The sequence below is a fragment of the Streptomyces sp. NBC_01171 genome, from assembly GCF_045039805.1.
Taxonomy (GTDB): Bacteria; Actinomycetota; Actinomycetes; order Streptomycetales; family Streptomycetaceae; genus Streptomyces.
In genome coordinates this window covers 5652279-5667944 of record NZ_CP108609.1, presented here as the reverse complement: position 1 = coordinate 5667944, position 15666 = coordinate 5652279, and the positions used below count along the sequence as shown (strand labels likewise).

Genomic DNA, 15666 nt, shown 5'->3' with positions numbered 1-15666 from the left:
CACCCCCGTTGACACCTGTCTCAGGGGGTGGACGCGGGTGCGCGTCTCAGCGGCCCGTGGTGCGAGGTGCCTTCCTGGCGGCCAGGGCGCCCGCCGGGATTCCGGCGTGCTCCAGCACCTCGACGGCACGGGAGCGCGGGTCGGCCACCAGGGCGGCGAGCAGATCGAGGCCGGTGGCGTGGAGTTCGCCCCGGCGGGCGGCGGTGTGCCGGGCGTCCCGCATGGCCTCGGCCGCGAGGGGCGACCAGCGCTCGGGGCCCTCGAAGGTGCCGTCGCCCCGCACGGGTCTCGGTACGGCACCCGGCGCGCCGCCGCCCTCCGCCACGCGCTGCCAGCCGAGCCCGTAGCCGATGCTGCGCTGCACCAGGTAGCCGAGCACTCGCACCAGTGGGGGACCGATGGCGGCACGGGCCTCGGGGTCCGCGTCGAGGAGCGAGTGCAGCAGGTGGGCGGTGTCGATCTGCCGGTCGCCGTCCCGCACGGCGCGGCGGCGGGCACCGGCGACGACCGCGGCGAGCGTCGCGTCGAGTCCGGTGTCGTCCGGTGCGCCGGCGCCGCCCTCTTCGGGGACGGCCCGGCCGGCTGTACGGGGTTCCACGGCCCCACCCCATCAGTCACGGCGACCCCTTCACATCCGCGAGGGGAACCATTCGCGCGTCCCACGCAGAGTGGAGACCCGCGTACGCCGTCTCCTCCTCACGGATGAGGCCGCGCCTTCTGCCTCGGGGGCGCGTCCGGCCCGTCGCGCGCCCCGGCGCAACCGCACGGCTCCCTCACACGTCTCACATGAAGTGGAGGAACGATGCCCGTGCTGGCTGGTGGGCCTGCCGGCGGTCGACGGCAAGCAGTACGTCTACCGGGTGTACGCCCCGGGGGACGCACTGCCCGCCGACCTGTTCTGGGACGCCTGGCACTGCCATGACGAGGGCCCCTTCCCGCGGGCGTGGGACCTGTTCGACGCGGCGGTGATACGCCGGGTGCCGGTGGCCTGAGCCCCGGCCCTCGCGGGCAAGGGCTCAGTCCTCGTCGGCGAGGATGAGGTACAGCCTCTTGCGGGCGTCGTTGAGGACGGCCAGCGCCTTGTCCCGCTGTTCCTTGGTGCCGGTCTTCCAGACCTGCCCGAAGGCTTCCATCAGGCCGGACCCGGCCTGGCGGATCTCGCTGAGCGCCTCCCAGTCGACGCCCCGCGAAGCCTCCTCCCAGGGGGCGTCCGGCCCCTCCTCGGCGGCGGTGCGGCCGGCCTCGGTGAGCGCGAACAGCTTCTTGCCGCCCTCACTCTCGCTGGCGATCAGGCCCTCGTCCTCGAGCAGTTGCAGCGTCGGGTAGACCGAGCCGGGGCTCGGCTTCCACGCGCCACCGCTGCGCTCGGCGATCTCCTGGATCATCTCGTACCCGTGCATCGGCCGGTCCTTGAGCAGCGCCAGGATCGAGGCCCGCACATCGCCACGCCGCGCCCGTCCCCTCGGCCCGCCACGCCCCCGGCCGCCCCCGAAACCCGGCCCACCGAACATCGGCCCGCCGAACCCGGGTCCCCCCGGACCGAAGGGCCCGAACGCCCCCCGCTCCCCCTCGAACCCACCCCGGTCGTGCCGCCCGGGACCGGCACCCCAGTGCCCTCGCTGAAATCCATGCCCGTGCATCACGATCACTCCGTTCTGTCGTCGATCCATCACATCCGATCGCGTTCCTTACGCGACACGTCGACGATATATCGGCAACACCCTCACCGACAAGCCCCTGCGTGAAGAAGAGCGCGGCCCGGCTGTCCGAGCGGCGGGCTACGCTCCGCGACATGGATGACCAGTCGTGGGTGGGCGTGCGGGAGCGCGTGGAGGCATTGGCGGCCGCACCGGTGCAGGACGGACCGAGCCCCGCCGTCTTCGGAGCGAACGGCCACCGTTTCCACCTCGATCCGGTCCTGTCCCCGGCGGACCTGGCCCATCTGGAGGCGCGCATCGGCGTCGAGTTGCCACCGGAGTACCGGACGTTCCTGCTCCAGGTGGGCGCCGGAGGCGCGGGACCCGCCTACGGGGTCTTCCCGGTGCGGCGGACGGATGGCGTGTGGCGGTGGGCGGGTGACGGCGCGGACCTGGCCGACTGGTCCCGACTGGCCGAGCCGTTTCCCGCGGAACCGCTGGACCCGGCGGCCCTGAAGGCGCTCGTCGGGCAATGCCCCCGGGAGGAGGACTTCGAGGACGGCGACGGGACCGAGGACTTCGACGCCGCCTACGAGGCGTGGGACGAGCGGTGGGAAGAGGTGATGTGGAACCCGGAGCGCACGGTCGGCGCGATCGTCCTGTGCCACCAGGGCTGCGCTCTTCGGCAGTGGCTGGTGATCAGCGGTCCCGAACGGGGACGGATGTGGAACGACGACCGGGCGGACGATGTGGACCTGGCCCCGCTCCTGGACGAGGACGGCCGGCCGGTGACGTTCGCCCGCTGGTACCTGGACTGGCTGGGCCACGCCGAACGTAGCTGACGACGACCGAGGTTCGCTGTCCCAGGACACCGGGAAACCGGCTGGCCGCCCCTCGCCACGCGGGCATACGATCGCCCGCATGACGACGCGTCTGGTGCAGATTTCGATGAAGGCCCGGGACAAGTCCGCGCTCGGCCGGTTCTGGGCCGAGGCGCTCGGCTGGCAGGTCACCGGGGACACGCCCGACGAGACGAACGTCGAGCCGGAGGGCATCACGTACCCCTCCCCCGAGGCCGTCTGTATCGACATCCTCGACGTCCCGGTCCCCAAGACGGTGAAGAACCGCGTCCACCTCGACCTCGCCACCACCTCCGAGGCCCACCGTGCGGAACTGCTCGCCCGGCTGGCGGAGTTGGGCGCCACCCCCGCCGACATCGGCCAGGGCGACGTCCCCTGGACCGTCCTGGCCGACCCCGAGGGCAACGAGTTCTGCGTACTCGAACCCCGGGAGCTGTACCGGGACACCGGCCCCGTCGCCGCGGTGGTCGTCGACTGCGCGGACCCGCACGCCATGGCCCGCTTCTGGGGCGAGGCCATGGACTGGAACGTGCACGAGGTCACCGACGACCTCGCGCGCCTCCGTTCCGCCAAGGCCGTCGGCCCCTACCTCGAGTTGGTCCGCACCCCCGACGCGAAGACCGGCCTGAACCGCGTCCACTTCGACCTCCGCCCCTACCCCGGCGACGACCTGGCCGCGGAGGCGGACCGCCTCCGCGCCCTCGGTGCCACCGACCTCGACTTCGGTCAGGGCGACGTCTCCTGGACAGTCCTCACCGACCCCGAGGACAACGAGTTCTGCCTCCTGGTCCCGCTGTGATCCGCACCGCGACCATCCACCGCCGGGAGACCCCGGCCGACGACTTCCGGGACGGACCCACCCCATGACCTCCCCCGACCCCAAGGCCGACCTGCTCCGCTACCTGAGGTCCGCCCGTGAAGCCCTGCTCTGGAAGCTCGACGGGCTCTCGGAGTACGACGCCCGTCGCCCCCTCACCCCGACCGGCACCAACCTCCTGGGCCTGGTCAAGCACGCGGCCGGGGTGGAGCTGGGGTATCTCGGGGACACCTTCGGGCGGCCCTCGGGGCAGCCGCTGCCGTGGCTCGCGGAGGGCGCCGAGGTCAACGCGGACATGTGGGCCACCGCCGAGGAGTCACGCGCGGACATCGTGGGTCTGTACCGCCGTGCCTGGGCGCACGCGGACGCGACGATCGAGGCGCTCCCGCTGGACACCGTCGGCCGGGTGCCCTGGTGGCCGAGCGGCCGGGACGAGGTGACCCTGCACCACGCCGTCGTACGCGTCCTCGCCGACACCCAGCGGCACGCGGGGCACGCCGACATCGTCCGGGAGCTGGTGGACGGCACCACCGGGACGGACCGGGGCAACGCCGGCATGCCGTCGGACGACCCCGCCTGGTGGGTGGTGCACCGGGCACGGGTGGAGCGCGCGGCGCGGGAGGCGTGACCCGTCGCGGGAGGCGTGACCCGTCGCGCACCGGCCCGCCCGGCGTTTGCCAGAATGGCACCGGCCCGCAGGTGAGGGCCGCCGCCGAAGTGTGAGGAACGAGCAGCATGACCGACCTGGCCCCCACGCCGCTGCAGAAGGAGATCGCCCGCGAGCTCCAGGTGCCCGAGTTCTTCGACGCGGAGCAGGAGATCGAGCGCCGGACGGCCTTCCTCGCCGAGCGCCTGACCTCCACGGGCCTGCGCTCACTGGTGCTCGGGATCAGCGGCGGGGTGGACTCGACCACGGCGGGCCGTCTGTGCCAGCTCGCGGTCGAGCGGGCCCGCGCGGCCGGCCACGAGGCGACCTTCTACGCGATGCGGCTGCCGTACGGCGTCCAGGCCGACGAGGCCGACGCCCGGCTCGCGCTGGAGTTCATCCGCCCCGACCGCACCCTGACCGTCGACATCCGCCCCGCGAGCGACGCGGCGCTGGACGCGGTCGTGGCCGGCGGCGTGGTCTTCCGCGACGCGTACCACCAGGACTTCGTGCAGGGCAACATCAAGGCCCGCCAGCGCATGATCGCCCAGTACGCGGTGGCCGGCGCCCAGGACGGCCTGGTCGTCGGCACCGACCACGCGGCGGAGGCGGTCTCCGGCTTCTTCACCAAGCACGGCGACGGCGCGGCCGACGTCGTCCCGCTCACCGGCCTCACCAAGCGCCGCGTCCGCGCCGTGGCCGACGCCCTCGGCGCCCCCGCCGAGCTGGTCTGGAAGACCCCCACCGCCGACCTCGAGACCCTCGACCCCGGCAAGGCCGACGAGACGGCCCTCGGCGTCACCTACGACGACATCGACGACCTCCTGGAAGGCAAGCCGGTCCCGGAGCCCGCGTACACCACCATCGTCGACCGCTACCACCGCACGGAACACAAGCGCCGGCTCCCGCTCGCTCCCTGAGCCCCCGCCCGGCCAAGGCCACCCGTCCTGAACTGGCCTTGGCCGTGCGGTCGTGCGACCCCCTAGGGTCTGCGCATGCGCATCCGAATCGTCGACGCCTTCGCCGACCGCCCCTTCACCGGCAACCCCGCCGGGGTCCTGCTCCTGGACGACGTGTTCCCGGACGACGACTGGCTCCAGCAGGTGGCCGCCGAGGTCAACCACTCCGAGACGGCTTTCGCCCACCGGCTGCCCGAGGGCGGCGAGGCCGACTGGGCGTTGCGATGGTTCACCCCGGTCACGGAGGTGGCGATGTGCGGACACGCCACCCTCGCCACCGCACACGTGCTGTACACCACCGGCGCCCACGAGGGCCTCGTCCGGTTCGCCACGCGCAGCGGGGTGGTCGTCGCCACGCCGCACGAGGACGGGGAGATCACCCTGGGCTTCCCCACCGCGCCGCTCACCGAGGTGGAGATCCCCGCAGGACTCGCCGACGCGCTGGGCGCCGAGCCGGTGGCCGCGTTCGACACCGGGCCGAACGTCGGGGACCTGCTGGTGGAACTGGCCGACGAGAAGACCGTGCTGGAGCTGGCCCCGGACCACCGGGAACTCGGCGGCTGCTCCAGCCGGGGCGTGATCGTGACCGCCCGCGCCGAGGACCCCACCCTGGGCTCCGACTACGTCTCCCGCTGCTTCTTCCCGAACGTCGGCATCGACGAGGACCCGGTGACCGGCAGCGCCCACACGGCACTCGCCCCCTACTGGACCCCCCGCCTGGGCCGCGACGACCTCACCGGTCTCCAGGCATCCCGCCGCACCGGTCTGATCCACACCGGCCTGCGCGGCGACCGCACCCTGCTCCGGGGCCGCGCGGTCACCGTCATGGACGGCGAACTCCTGGCGTAGCTCAGGGAGTCGGCAGCCAGCCCACCTTGCCCGCCAGCAGGGCGTATCCGACGAAGGCGCCGATGTCGAGCAGCGAGTGGGCGACGACCAGCGGGCCGACCCGGCCCCAGCGGCGGTACAGCCAGACGAACACCACGCCCATCACCATGTTGCCGATGAAGCCGCCGATGCCCTGGTAGAGGTGGTACGAGCCCCGCAGGACCGCGCTGGCCACCAGCGCGGTCCCCGGGCTCCAGCCCAACTGGCCCAGCCTGCGCAGCAGATAGCCGACGACGATGACCTCTTCGAGCACCGCGTTCTGCACCGCCGACAGCACCAGCACCGGGTACTTCCACCACACGTCGGGCAGCGCCTCGGGCACCACGGTGAGGTTGAAGCCGAGACCGCGCGCGGCCAGGTAGAAGGCGATCCCGGTACTGCCGATCACGGCCGCGACGGCGGCGCCCCGCGCCAGGTCGGACCAGGGCCGCCCCCGGTCGAAGCCGATCACGCGCAGGCTCTCGCCCTCCCGGCACAGCAGATACGCGACCAGCGCCACCGGCACCAGCGCGGACGCGATCCCGAAGAGCTGCCAGGCCAGGTCGAGCCAGGGCCGGCCGGGCGCGGCGGAGGCGTTGAGGGTGGCGGCCTGGTCCTTGAGCCCGCCGGGCTTGGTGACCGAGCCGATGAAGCTGATGAGCGCGGACACCCCGCTCGCCCCGAGCGAGAGCGCCAGCACGATCAGCGTCTCGTCCCGCAGCATCCGCCGGGAGGGCTGCTGCCATGCCATGGACTCGGCCACCGGTTCCGCCTCCACCCGCGTTCCGGGCGCCGGGCGGCTCGACCTGCCCCCGCGCGCCTGCGTTCGGGCAAAGGATCGCAGAAGGACCCGGCCGGCCCGCGCACCGGGTGGCACACGGCACGGCCGTACGCGGACGGAACACCCGCGTACGGCCGTGACCCCGGAAATGCCCTCAGCCCAGCGGCACCGGCTCCGGCAGCCCCACCGGCCAGGTGTGCACCGGTTCCCCGGCGTGCATCAGCTCGGCGTACCGGCGCGTCGTCGCGGCGAGCGCCTCCTCCCGGCCGTGGCCCTTCTCCAGCGCCCGGTGGAAGGTGGCCGCCTGCCAGGAAGCGCCGTTGACCCGCTTGCGGCAGCGCTCCTCGATGACCCCGAGGTAGAAGTCCCGGTCGGCCGCCTCGATCCCCCACGCGTCCAGTCCCGCGGCGGCCATCGGCAGCAGCTCGTCGCGGACCAGGGTGACGGCGTCGACCTCGGCCGTACCGCCGTAGCGGCCGCGCCGGGGCCAGGTGAAGCGGGCGTCGATGCCGTACCGGCAGGCCGCGTCGAAGTTGGCCTCGGCGGCCTCGAAGGGCAGCCGGGTCCACACCGGGCGGGACTCCTCGGCGAGCGCGCGCACCAGCCCGTAGTAGAAGGCCGCGTTGGCGATCACGTCGGTGATGGTGGGCCCGGCGGGCAGCACCCGGTTCTCCACCCGGAGGTGGGGAACGCCGTCGGCGATGTCGTAGACCGGGCGGTTCCAGCGGTACACCGTGCCGTTGTGCAGGACGAGTTCGGCCAGCTTGGGCACTCCGCCGGCGTCGAGGACCTCCAGCGGCTCCTCGTCGTCGCAGATCGGCAGCAGGGGCGGGAAGTAGCGCAGGTTCTCCTCGAACAGATCGTGGGCGGAGGTGATCCAGCGCTCGCCGAACCAGGTGCGCGGCCGTACGCCCTGGGCCTGGAGTTCGGGCGGGCGGGTGTCGGTGGCCTGGAGGAAGAGCGGCGGCCGGGACTCGCGCCACAGCTCGTGCCCGAACAGGAACGGCGAGTTGGCGCCGACCGCGATCTGCGCGGCCGAGGCCGCCTGCGCCGCGTTCCACACGTCGGCGAACCGGTCGGGCGTCACCTGGAGATGGAGCTGCACGGAGGTGCAGGCCGCCTCGGGGACGATGGAGCGGGAGGTGCAGCGCAGATGCTCCACGCCCTCGATGTCGAGCCGGAAGTCCTCACCGCGCGCGGCGACGATCTGGTCGTTGAGGAGGGCGTACCGGTCCACTTCGGAGAGGTTGGACGAGACCAGGTCGTCCCGGCCGAGCGTGGGCAGGATGCCGGTCATCACGATTCCGGCGTCCACCTCGCCCGCCTTGCGGTCGGCGTAGGCGAGGGAGGTGCGCAGCTCCTCCGCGAGCCGGTCGAATACCCGGTCGCCCAGCCGGTGGGGGGCTATGTTGACCTCCAGGTTGAACATGGCGAGTTCGGTCTGGAAATCGCGGCTGGCGATCCGCTCCAGTACCTCGCCGTTCAGCATTTTCGGCATACCGTCGGGGCCGGCGAGATTCAATTCGATCTCCAGTCCCATCAGGTTCTTGGGACGGTCGAACCGTTTCTCGGCCAGCAGTCGCTCCAGTCCCGCCAGGCACTTCTGGAGCTTTTCGCGGTAGCGCTGGCGATCGGACAGGTCGAACGGGCCTGCCACGACCTTCTCCCCCATGGAAGTGTCCCTCCTCGGATGGGCGGCCCGAGGGTCCGGCCGCCGGGGCTCCCGGATCGGTTGGGATGATGCCCAGCGGAAGCGATCGATAACGCCGCATCCGGCCTCGCCGCCCATTATTCTGACGGAAGTGTCCTGCGGCACATTCACGAGGCATGCCGCATCACGCATCTTCGGGTGCCCTGATCGCCTCGTGAAAAACGCCGACGACAATCGGCCGACCGCGCGGGCGGGGTACGACGAGGTCAGGGGACCCCTGCGGCCGGGAAATCGGGATGTTCAGCACGTATCCGCGACCGGATATCGCCTTGCTCGGACTATGGGAATCGGATAGCCGAAACAACGGGTGAACACGTGTCGTATAAACTTCGCGGACAGGGCCGAAGGATGGTTCCTCGGTACCGGTTTCTGACGCGTTTCCGCCGCATTCCGGCCGTCCGGTGACGACCGGCAGATCTCCGTCGCAGTCGCGTCCGCTCCGGACCCCGCCGCCCCCGGCCCTCCACCTGTGAGCAGACAGTGCCGTCCGCCCCACCCTCATCGCGCCGCCGCGCCTGTCGAACGAGAGGCGACCCACCATGCCGCTGCACGTGCCCCCCGCGCCCGCGCCCGCACTGCACTCCGTCCTCACGGCCCTCGGTTCCCCCACCGCGGTCCGTGAGGCGCGCACCCCCACCCTGCGTGCCGCGCAGGGTCCGGTCACGCCCGAAGTCCCGCTCGCCCTGCACGTGTTGGACCACATCACCCCCGAGGGCCTGTCCGCGACGCGGCTGACGGGCTGGCGGTTCGTCATCCGGGCCGGCGACCGCCCGGTCGCGGCGGCCGACACCGTGCTCACCCCGGACGGCTGGGCCTTCTCGCACTTCTTCGAGGGCCCCTACATCCCGTCCACCGAGCGGGCGCTCCAGCAGGCCGAGGCACTGCTCCAGCCCTACCAGCCGCGCCTGCTGTCGGTGCCGGGCCTGTACATGCTCACGCTGTGGCTGCACGGTGACCCCACCGCCGACCCGGCCGAGGGCCACCCGGTGGCCACCGACCTCCTCGTCCCGCTCGCCCCGGCGCCGCCCGGCATCCGGGCCCACCGGCCGCACCGGGTCTCGGAGTTGCTGCCCGTGCTGACCCATCGTGCGACTCCCGTGCCCCTTCTCGGCTCACCCGCCTGACCGACCCCCCGCGTACCCCGCTTCCCGGCGCGGAAGCGGGGTACGGTCTTTTCTCCGGGTACGCCGGATTTCTGCCCGGGGTGCGGGTATTTTCCGTGAGCCCCACACATTTCGCTCGTGCGAGTAATTGCCCGCTCCTACGAGCGAATAGGCGCCACTCCACCGAATGGACTAGCCCTTTCCGGTCACACCGAACCACCCAAAGGGACAGTGGGGTTGGATTGAACCGTCCGCGCGGGTGACACGTCATGAACGAGTAAGGAGCGGTGCTGCGAAATCCCTGCGGAACGACGCCCAGCGGGCAACACTGGATTCCGACCGATGTTTCACCACGGGGGACGGACATGACCACGACAAAGCGAGAGATCCCGCCCATGTGCCAGCATCAACCGACCTGCCCGCCAGCCGAGTCCGCCGACCGCGAGTCGGCCCGTCTCGTGGCGCACCACCCGGAACAGGGGTGGAGTCTGCTGTGCAACGGCGTTCTGCTCTTCGAGGACACCGGTGAGCTGCTGCCCGACGGCCGGGTCATCGCCCCCCACCGACCGCTCGGCGCACTCATGACCGCCGCCTGAGCAGCATCCGGGCGGGCCGGCGAGGCCGCCCGACGATCGCAGGGGCCGGACGCACACATGGTGCGCACCGGCCCCGACTCGCGTCCGGGGCCGGCGAGCGGGGCGCCGGCTGGTCGAATCGGCCGGACGGGAGTGGGATGGAACAAGGATGCGCGAGCGGTCCGTCCCCGAGGAGCGTGAAGTGATGTCCGGTTACGACGCCCCCCTGGCCACGCGGGTGGTCGTCGGTGTGAGCGGGTCCCTGGGCAGCGTCACGGTCCTGCGCCGGGCCACCGCGCTCGCCCACCGCCTGGCCGCCGAGCTGTGGCCGGTGCTGGCCTGGACGCCGCCCGGCGGTGATCCGACCGGCCGGCGCTCCGTCGTCGCCGACCCGCTGACCGAGGAGTGGCAGCGGATGGCGGAACACCGGCTGACCTCCCTGCTCGACGACCTCTTCGGCGAGGAGGGCCCCGGCCTCCCCCTGCACGCGGTGATCGTGCGCGGCACGCCGGGCCGGGCGCTGCTGGCGGTCGCGGACCGCGAGGACGACCTGCTGGTGGTCGGCGCGGGCCGCCGCGGGCTGCGCCGGGCCTTCTCCGGCCGGGTCTCCCGGCAGTGCCTCGCCCGCGCCCGCTGCCCGGTGCTCGCGGTGCCGCCCTCGCCGCTGGAGTCCGACCTGACGGCCGTCCACCGCCGCAACGCCTGGCACTGGCGCCTGGACATCCGCGGCCTCTGACCCCGATGCGCTGGGCTGCGGACCACCCCCGCGCGGGGCAGCATGGACAAGGTGCGGACGACCGCCCGACGATCTTGCCCGAGATGACGCTCGGTGTCCGCTCCCGGAGCCCAGAACACCCCTCCCCCGGCGCCGCCCGCACACCGCGCCTCCTGTCCACACAGGCTCCGGGCCTTCACTTATGGGCGCGTCAGCAGCCCCCGTCGGCCCATTCTTAACGCAGGATTGACGCCTCCCCGGCCCGGAATCCATGGGGCAAGCGTCACTCTCCGCATACGCTGGTCCGGCTGTCCGCGTGACCGCAGGCAGTGACCGCAGGCAGCCGAGCCGCACCACCTGGAGCACGCCGATGGCCACGACCGAGCACCCTCCCAGCCGTCTGCGCGGCTGGATGCTGCAGGGGCTCTCCGACATGGGCAAGCGGGGCGGCCTGACCGGTCCGCACGCCGAGCCGGAACCCCCGCACCGGGGCCAGCGCTGGTGGCGGGTGATGTGCCTGACCGGCGTCGACTACTTCTCCACCCTCGGCTACCAGCCCGGCATCGCCGCCCTCGCGGCCGGCCTGCTCTCCCCGCTGGCGACCATCGTGCTGGTCGTCGTCACCCTGGCGGGCGCCCTCCCGGTGTACCGGCGGGTGGCACAGGAGAGCCCGCACGGGCAGGGCTCCATCGCCATGCTGGAACGGCTGCTGTCCTTCTGGAAGGGCAAGCTGTTCGTGCTGACCCTGCTGGGGTTCGCGGCCACCGACTTCCTGATCACCATCACCCTCTCCGCCGCCGACGCCTCCACCCACCTGGTGGAGAACCCGCATCTGACCAGCACCCTGCACGGCCACCAGATGCTCATCACGCTGATCCTGGTGGCGCTGCTCGGCGCGGTCTTCCTCAAGGGCTTCCTGGAGGCCATGGGCGTCGCGGTCGCCCTGGTCGGCATCTACCTCGCGCTCAACCTCGTCGTGGTGATCAGCGGCCTGTGGCACGTGCTGACCGCCGAGCACGTGGTCACCGACTGGACCGACGCGCTGACCGTCCAGCACGGCAACATCTTCGTGATGATCGGCGTGGCCCTGATCGTCTTCCCCAAGCTCGCCCTCGGCCTCTCCGGCTTCGAGACCGGCGTCGCCGTGATGCCGCACGTCCAGGGCGAGGAGGGTGACACCGAGGAACGCCCGGCGGGCCGCATCCGGGACACCAAGAAGCTGCTCACCACCGCCGCCGTGATCATGAGCTGCTTCCTGATCACCACCAGCTTCATCACCACGCTGCTCATCCCGGCCGCCGAGTTCAAGCCCGGCGGCCAGGCCAACGGCCGCGCCCTCGCCTTCCTCGCCCACGAGTACCTGGGCAACGCCTTCGGCACGGTCTACGACGTCTCGACCATCGCCATCCTGTGGTTCGCCGGCGCCTCCGCCATGGCCGGCCTGCTCAACCTGATGCCCCGCTACCTCCCCCGGTACGGCATGGCCCCGCACTGGGCCCGCGCGGTACGCCCGATGGTGATCGTCTTCATCCTGATCGCCTTCCTGGTCACCTGGCTCTTCGACGCCAACGTGGACAAGCAGGGCGGCGCCTACGCCACCGGTGTGCTGGTGCTGATCAGCTCGGCCGCCATCGCGGTGACCATCGCCGCGCGCAAGGCCGGCCAGCGCGGCTGGACCATCGGGTTCGGTGTCATCTCCGCGGTGTTCCTGTACACCACGGTCGCCAACGTCATCGAGCGCCCGGACGGTGTGAAGATCGGCGCCTGCTTCATCGCGGGCATCATGCTGGTCTCCCTGCTGTCCCGGCTGGCCCGCTCCTTCGAGCTGCGGGTGACCAGCGTGGCGATGGACTCGATGGCGGAACGGTTCGTCCGGGACATGGCCAGCCGGAAGATCCGGTTCATCGCCAACGAGCCCGACAACCGCGACCGGGCCGAGTACCGCGACAAGATCGAGCAGATCCGTACCGACAACGACATGCCCGAGCAGGAGGACTTCGTCTTCGTCGAGGTCACGGTGGCCGACCCCTCGGAGTTCGAGACGTGCCTGACGGTGCGCGGCGAGGTCCTGCACAACCGCTACCGGGTACTGACCGTGGAGTCCTCCTCCATCCCCAACGCCCTCGCCGCACTGCTGCTGCACGTACGGGACCTGACCGGGCGTACGCCGCACATCTTCTTCGAGTGGACGGAGGGCAACCCGTTCGCCAACTTCCTGCGCTTCTTCCTCTTCGGCCAGGGCGAGGTCGCCCCGGTCACCCGCGAGGTGCTGCGCGAGGCGGAGCCGGACCGGGCCCGCCGCCCCCGCGTGCACACCGGCTGACCCGTCCGGGCACTGTCGCGTCCCGCGCGGCGCCCGGCCCGCCGACCTCTCGATCTATGGTGACCAGCATGCAGTCCTACACGATCGGCCAGGCAGCCCGGCTCCTCGGCGTGAGCTCCGACACCGCCCGCCGCTGGGCCGACGCCGGGCGGATGGCCACCCACCGGGACGAGTCCGGGCGGCGTCTGATCGCCGGCCAGGACCTCGCCGCGTTCTCCGTCGAGCTGGCCCAGTCTGGCGGGACGGCCGAGGAGGAGACCTCGGTCACCTCCGTGCGCAACGCGTTCCCCGGCATCGTCACCGCCATCAAGCTCGGCGACGTGGCCGCCCAGGTGGAGATCCAGGCGGGCCCCCACCGGCTGGTCTCGCTGCTCACCCGCGAGGCGGTCGACGAAATGGGGCTGGAGGTCGGCATGGAGGCCACCGCGCGGGTGAAGTCGACCAACGTGCACGTCGACCGCTTCTGAGCGGCCCCGGAAGCGGGTCCGGGTGCCGCCGGCCCGTCAGCTCGCCGCGAGCGACGCCCGGTCGGCCGGCAGGGGTGCCGCGGCACCGAAGTGACAGCCTCCGTCGACCCGGATGCCGGTGCTGCCGCTGATGTGCCGGGCCCCGCAGCGGTCCCGCGGCAGCACCCACACCGCGGCCAGGCCGGGTCCAGCGGCGTCCCGTCGATCGTGACCGCCGGCAGGGCGGGGGCGTCCGCGAAGTCCGGGCCGATCTCGGCCCGGCTCAGCACCGCCCGATGACCGCCCAAGCTGGTGTCCGCTTCGAACTGCGGCCCCCGCACACCTCCGGACAACGCATATGCCAGCTCCAAGTAACTACTTCACAGCTCATGCGATATGAAACCTGACTTACGTCTGGCAAATGCGGCGGTATCATCGGCCTCGTGGCCGATCCCCGGCCCCCTGGAAAGGCGCGAGCGTTGTTCCGCCGACACGAGGAGTAGAGGACCGTGATGACCCGTTCCGCACGCCGGACCCGCCGGATGCTGCCGCTGGCCGGTGCGGGAGTCGCCGCCCTCCTGGCCCTCAGCGCCTGCTCCCACCCCGACGGGTCCACGACCGCCCAGGCCGGCAGCTCCGATTCCGCCTCCCCCAAGCTGTCCGGCACGGTCACCGTGTTCGCGGCCGCCTCCCTCAAGGAGAGCTTCACGACGCTGGGCAAGCAGTTCGAGCAGCGGCACCCCGGCACCAAGGTCGCCTTCAACTTCGGTGGCAGCGACACCCTCGCCGCCAGCATCACCAGCGGCGCCCCGGCGGACGTGTTCGCCGCCGCCAGCCCCAAGACCATGTCGATCGTCACCGACAAGAAGGACACGACGAGCGCCCCGTCGACCTTCGCCCGCAACCAGCTCGAGATCGCCACCCTGCCGGGCAACCCCGACAAGGTGTCCTCGCTGAAGGACCTCACCGACCCGGGGCTCAAGGTCGTCCTCTGCGACAAGACCGTGCCGTGCGGCGCGGCCGCACAGAAGGTGCTCGACGCCGGCGGCATCAAGGTGACGCCGGTCTCCTACGAGCAGGACGTCAAGGCCGCTCTGAACAAGGTGGAGCTGAAGGAGGCCGACGCGTCCCTGGTCTACAAGACCGACGTGAAGTCCGCCGGCGGCAAGGTCCAGGGCGTGGAGTTCCCCGAGTCCAAGGACGCGATCAACGACTATCCGATCGCCCCGCTGAAGAACACGCAGAACGCCGACGCGGCCGCCGCCTTCATCGCCCTGGTGAAGTCACCCGAGGGCCAGAAGGTGCTGACCCAGGCCGGCTTCCTCAAGCCGTGACCGAGCTGAAGCAGGCCGCCGCCGCGGCCCGTCCCAGTAAGGACGGCCCGCGGCGCCCGCGTGTCCGCGCCCATCGTGGCGTGCCGGTCGCGCTGCTGGTGCCGGGCCTGCTCGCCATGGCGTTCCTGCTGGTGCCGCTGCTCGCCCTGCTGGTCCGCGCCCCCTGGCGCAGCCTGCCGTCCCAGCTCACCAGCACCGAGGTGTGGCAGGCGCTCCAGCTCTCCCTGATCAGCGCGACCGCGGCCACCGCCGTCGCCCTGGTGCTCGGCGTGCCGCTGGCCTGGCTGCTGGCCCGTACGGAGTTCCCCGGCCGGGGTCTGGTGCGGGCGCTGGTGACCCTCCCGCTGGTGCTGCCCCCGGTCGTCGGCGGTGTCGCGCTGCTGCTCGCGCTGGGCCGCAACGGCATCGTCGGCAAGTCGCTGGACGCCTGGTTCGGCATCACCCTGCCGTTCACCACCGCCGGTGTGGTCATCGCGGAGGCGTTCGTCGCCATGCCCTTCCTCGTCATCAGCGTCGAGGGCACCCTGCGGGCGGCCGACCCGCGCTACGAGGAGGCGGCCACCACGCTCGGCGCGTCCCGCTTCACCGCGTTCCGCCGGGTCACCCTGCCGCTGATCGCCCCCGGCATCGCGGCCGGTGCCGTGCTGGCGTGGGCCCGCGCGCTCGGTGAGTTCGGGGCCACGATCACCTTCGCGGGCAACTTCCCCGGCCGTACCCAGACCATGCCGCTCGCGGTCTACCTCGCCCTCCAGAACGACCCGGAGGCCGCCATCGCGCTCAGCCTGATCCTGCTGGCCGTGTCCATCGCGGTGCTGGCCGGCCTGCGGGACCGGTGGATGAGGGGAGCGTGACGGTGCCGCGAGGACGGAGGACACCGACCACGACGGCGCCG

17 protein-coding genes are annotated in these 15666 nt (G+C 72.0%); 13 read left to right on the top strand and 4 right to left on the bottom strand.

Going from position 1 to position 15666, the window contains the following annotated elements; genetic code table 11:
* Window positions 1-46 precede the first annotated feature (46 nt).
* On the bottom strand, window positions 47-598 hold the full coding sequence (locus tag OG448_RS26130; protein WP_405557330.1) for a Clp protease N-terminal domain-containing protein: 552 nt from the start codon (window positions 596-598) through the stop codon (window positions 47-49).
* 220 nt (window positions 599-818) lie between these two features.
* Between OG448_RS26130 and OG448_RS26125 the strand changes: the two genes are divergently transcribed.
* Window positions 819-992 carry a hypothetical protein gene (locus OG448_RS26125; protein ID WP_405557328.1) on the top strand — a complete coding sequence of 58 codons (174 nt, stop codon included), beginning with the start codon at window positions 819-821 and terminating at the stop codon, window positions 990-992.
* 24 nt (window positions 993-1016) lie between these two features.
* Here OG448_RS26125 and OG448_RS26120 read toward each other — a convergent pair whose 3' ends face one another.
* Entirely contained in the window at window positions 1017-1640 is a 624-nt protein-coding gene (locus tag OG448_RS26120; protein WP_405558967.1) for a PadR family transcriptional regulator, read from the bottom strand.
* Between the two features lie 152 nt (window positions 1641-1792).
* On the opposite strand from OG448_RS26120, the gene OG448_RS26115 reads away from it, so the two are divergent.
* The 5 genes from OG448_RS26115 to OG448_RS26095 all read left to right on the top strand — a co-directional run bounded on the left by OG448_RS26115 (window position 1793) and on the right by OG448_RS26095 (window position 5768).
* Window positions 1793-2479, top strand: a complete 687-nt coding sequence (locus OG448_RS26115) for an SMI1/KNR4 family protein (protein ID WP_405557326.1) — start codon at window positions 1793-1795, stop codon at window positions 2477-2479.
* A 79-nt stretch (window positions 2480-2558) separates the two neighbouring features.
* On the top strand, window positions 2559-3296 hold the full coding sequence (locus tag OG448_RS26110; protein WP_405557324.1) for a VOC family protein: 738 nt from the start codon (window positions 2559-2561) through the stop codon (window positions 3294-3296).
* A 64-nt stretch (window positions 3297-3360) separates the two neighbouring features.
* The gene (locus OG448_RS26105) at window positions 3361-3942 is read left to right on the top strand and encodes a DinB family protein (protein WP_405557322.1); all 582 of its coding nucleotides are present in this window, start codon (window positions 3361-3363) and stop codon (window positions 3940-3942) included.
* 107 nt (window positions 3943-4049) lie between these two features.
* Window positions 4050-4880 carry an ammonia-dependent NAD(+) synthetase gene (nadE, locus tag OG448_RS26100; protein WP_405557320.1) on the top strand — a complete coding sequence of 277 codons (831 nt, stop codon included), beginning with the start codon at window positions 4050-4052 and terminating at the stop codon, window positions 4878-4880.
* Between the two features lie 75 nt (window positions 4881-4955).
* Window positions 4956-5768: a PhzF family phenazine biosynthesis protein gene (locus tag OG448_RS26095; protein ID WP_405557319.1), complete on the top strand. Its 813-nt coding sequence runs from the start codon at window positions 4956-4958 to the stop codon at window positions 5766-5768.
* Window position 5769: 1 nt separating this feature from the next.
* Here the strand turns inward: OG448_RS26095 and OG448_RS26090 are convergent, their stop codons facing one another.
* Both OG448_RS26090 and OG448_RS26085 read right to left on the bottom strand, forming a co-directional pair.
* Window positions 5770-6537, bottom strand: a complete 768-nt coding sequence (locus tag OG448_RS26090) for a CPBP family intramembrane glutamic endopeptidase (RefSeq protein WP_405558965.1) — start codon at window positions 6535-6537, stop codon at window positions 5770-5772.
* A gap of 184 nt (window positions 6538-6721) precedes the next feature.
* Window positions 6722-8239: a glutamate--cysteine ligase gene (locus tag OG448_RS26085; protein ID WP_381075166.1), complete on the bottom strand. Its 1518-nt coding sequence runs from the start codon at window positions 8237-8239 to the stop codon at window positions 6722-6724.
* Between the two features lie 578 nt (window positions 8240-8817).
* Here OG448_RS26085 and OG448_RS26080 point away from each other — a divergent pair.
* From OG448_RS26080 to modB, 7 genes are all read left to right on the top strand, one after another.
* Window positions 8818-9402 (top strand): hypothetical protein, encoded by a 585-nt coding sequence (locus OG448_RS26080; RefSeq protein ID WP_405557318.1) that lies wholly within the window; start codon window positions 8818-8820, stop codon window positions 9400-9402.
* Between the two features lie 374 nt (window positions 9403-9776).
* The gene (locus tag OG448_RS26075) at window positions 9777-9977 is read left to right on the top strand and encodes a DUF5999 family protein (RefSeq protein WP_030808771.1); all 201 of its coding nucleotides are present in this window, start codon (window positions 9777-9779) and stop codon (window positions 9975-9977) included.
* Window positions 9978-10161: 184 nt separating this feature from the next.
* Complete coding sequence (locus tag OG448_RS26070; RefSeq protein WP_405558963.1) at window positions 10162-10692, top strand: universal stress protein; 531 nt, start codon at window positions 10162-10164, stop codon at window positions 10690-10692.
* Between the two features lie 349 nt (window positions 10693-11041).
* The gene (locus OG448_RS26065; RefSeq protein ID WP_405558961.1) at window positions 11042-12994 is read left to right on the top strand and encodes an amino acid transporter; all 1953 of its coding nucleotides are present in this window, start codon (window positions 11042-11044) and stop codon (window positions 12992-12994) included.
* Between the two features lie 68 nt (window positions 12995-13062).
* Window positions 13063-13461 carry a molybdopterin-binding protein gene (locus OG448_RS26060; protein WP_405557316.1) on the top strand — a complete coding sequence of 133 codons (399 nt, stop codon included), beginning with the start codon at window positions 13063-13065 and terminating at the stop codon, window positions 13459-13461.
* Between the two features lie 491 nt (window positions 13462-13952).
* Window positions 13953-14774, top strand: coding sequence for a molybdate ABC transporter substrate-binding protein (gene modA, locus OG448_RS26055; RefSeq protein WP_405557314.1), 822 nt, complete (start codon window positions 13953-13955; stop codon window positions 14772-14774).
* Entirely contained in the window at window positions 14771-15625 is an 855-nt protein-coding gene (gene modB / locus OG448_RS26050) for a molybdate ABC transporter permease subunit (RefSeq protein ID WP_405557312.1), read from the top strand. Before modA ends, modB begins: the two co-directional genes overlap by 4 nt.
* Window positions 15626-15666: the final 41 nt, after the last annotated feature.

Coding starts and splice junctions, on each gene's coding strand:
- OG448_RS26120 (WP_405558967.1), bottom strand. CDS start 1,640: ATGCACGGGCATGGATTTCAGCGAGGGCACTGGGGTGCCGGTCCCGGG.
- OG448_RS26115 (WP_405557326.1), top strand. CDS start 1,793: ATGGATGACCAGTCGTGGGTGGGCGTGCGGGAGCGCGTGGAGGCATTG.
- OG448_RS26110 (WP_405557324.1), top strand. CDS start 2,559: ATGACGACGCGTCTGGTGCAGATTTCGATGAAGGCCCGGGACAAGTCC.
- OG448_RS26105 (WP_405557322.1), top strand. CDS start 3,361: ATGACCTCCCCCGACCCCAAGGCCGACCTGCTCCGCTACCTGAGGTCC.
- nadE (WP_405557320.1), top strand. CDS start 4,050: ATGACCGACCTGGCCCCCACGCCGCTGCAGAAGGAGATCGCCCGCGAG.
- OG448_RS26095 (WP_405557319.1), top strand. CDS start 4,956: ATGCGCATCCGAATCGTCGACGCCTTCGCCGACCGCCCCTTCACCGGC.
- OG448_RS26090 (WP_405558965.1), bottom strand. CDS start 6,537: ATGGCATGGCAGCAGCCCTCCCGGCGGATGCTGCGGGACGAGACGCTG.
- OG448_RS26085 (WP_381075166.1), bottom strand. CDS start 8,239: ATGGGGGAGAAGGTCGTGGCAGGCCCGTTCGACCTGTCCGATCGCCAG.
- OG448_RS26080 (WP_405557318.1), top strand. CDS start 8,818: ATGCCGCTGCACGTGCCCCCCGCGCCCGCGCCCGCACTGCACTCCGTC.
- OG448_RS26075 (WP_030808771.1), top strand. CDS start 9,777: ATGTGCCAGCATCAACCGACCTGCCCGCCAGCCGAGTCCGCCGACCGC.
- OG448_RS26070 (WP_405558963.1), top strand. CDS start 10,162: ATGTCCGGTTACGACGCCCCCCTGGCCACGCGGGTGGTCGTCGGTGTG.
- OG448_RS26065 (WP_405558961.1), top strand. CDS start 11,042: ATGGCCACGACCGAGCACCCTCCCAGCCGTCTGCGCGGCTGGATGCTG.
- OG448_RS26060 (WP_405557316.1), top strand. CDS start 13,063: ATGCAGTCCTACACGATCGGCCAGGCAGCCCGGCTCCTCGGCGTGAGC.
- modA (WP_405557314.1), top strand. CDS start 13,953: ATGACCCGTTCCGCACGCCGGACCCGCCGGATGCTGCCGCTGGCCGGT.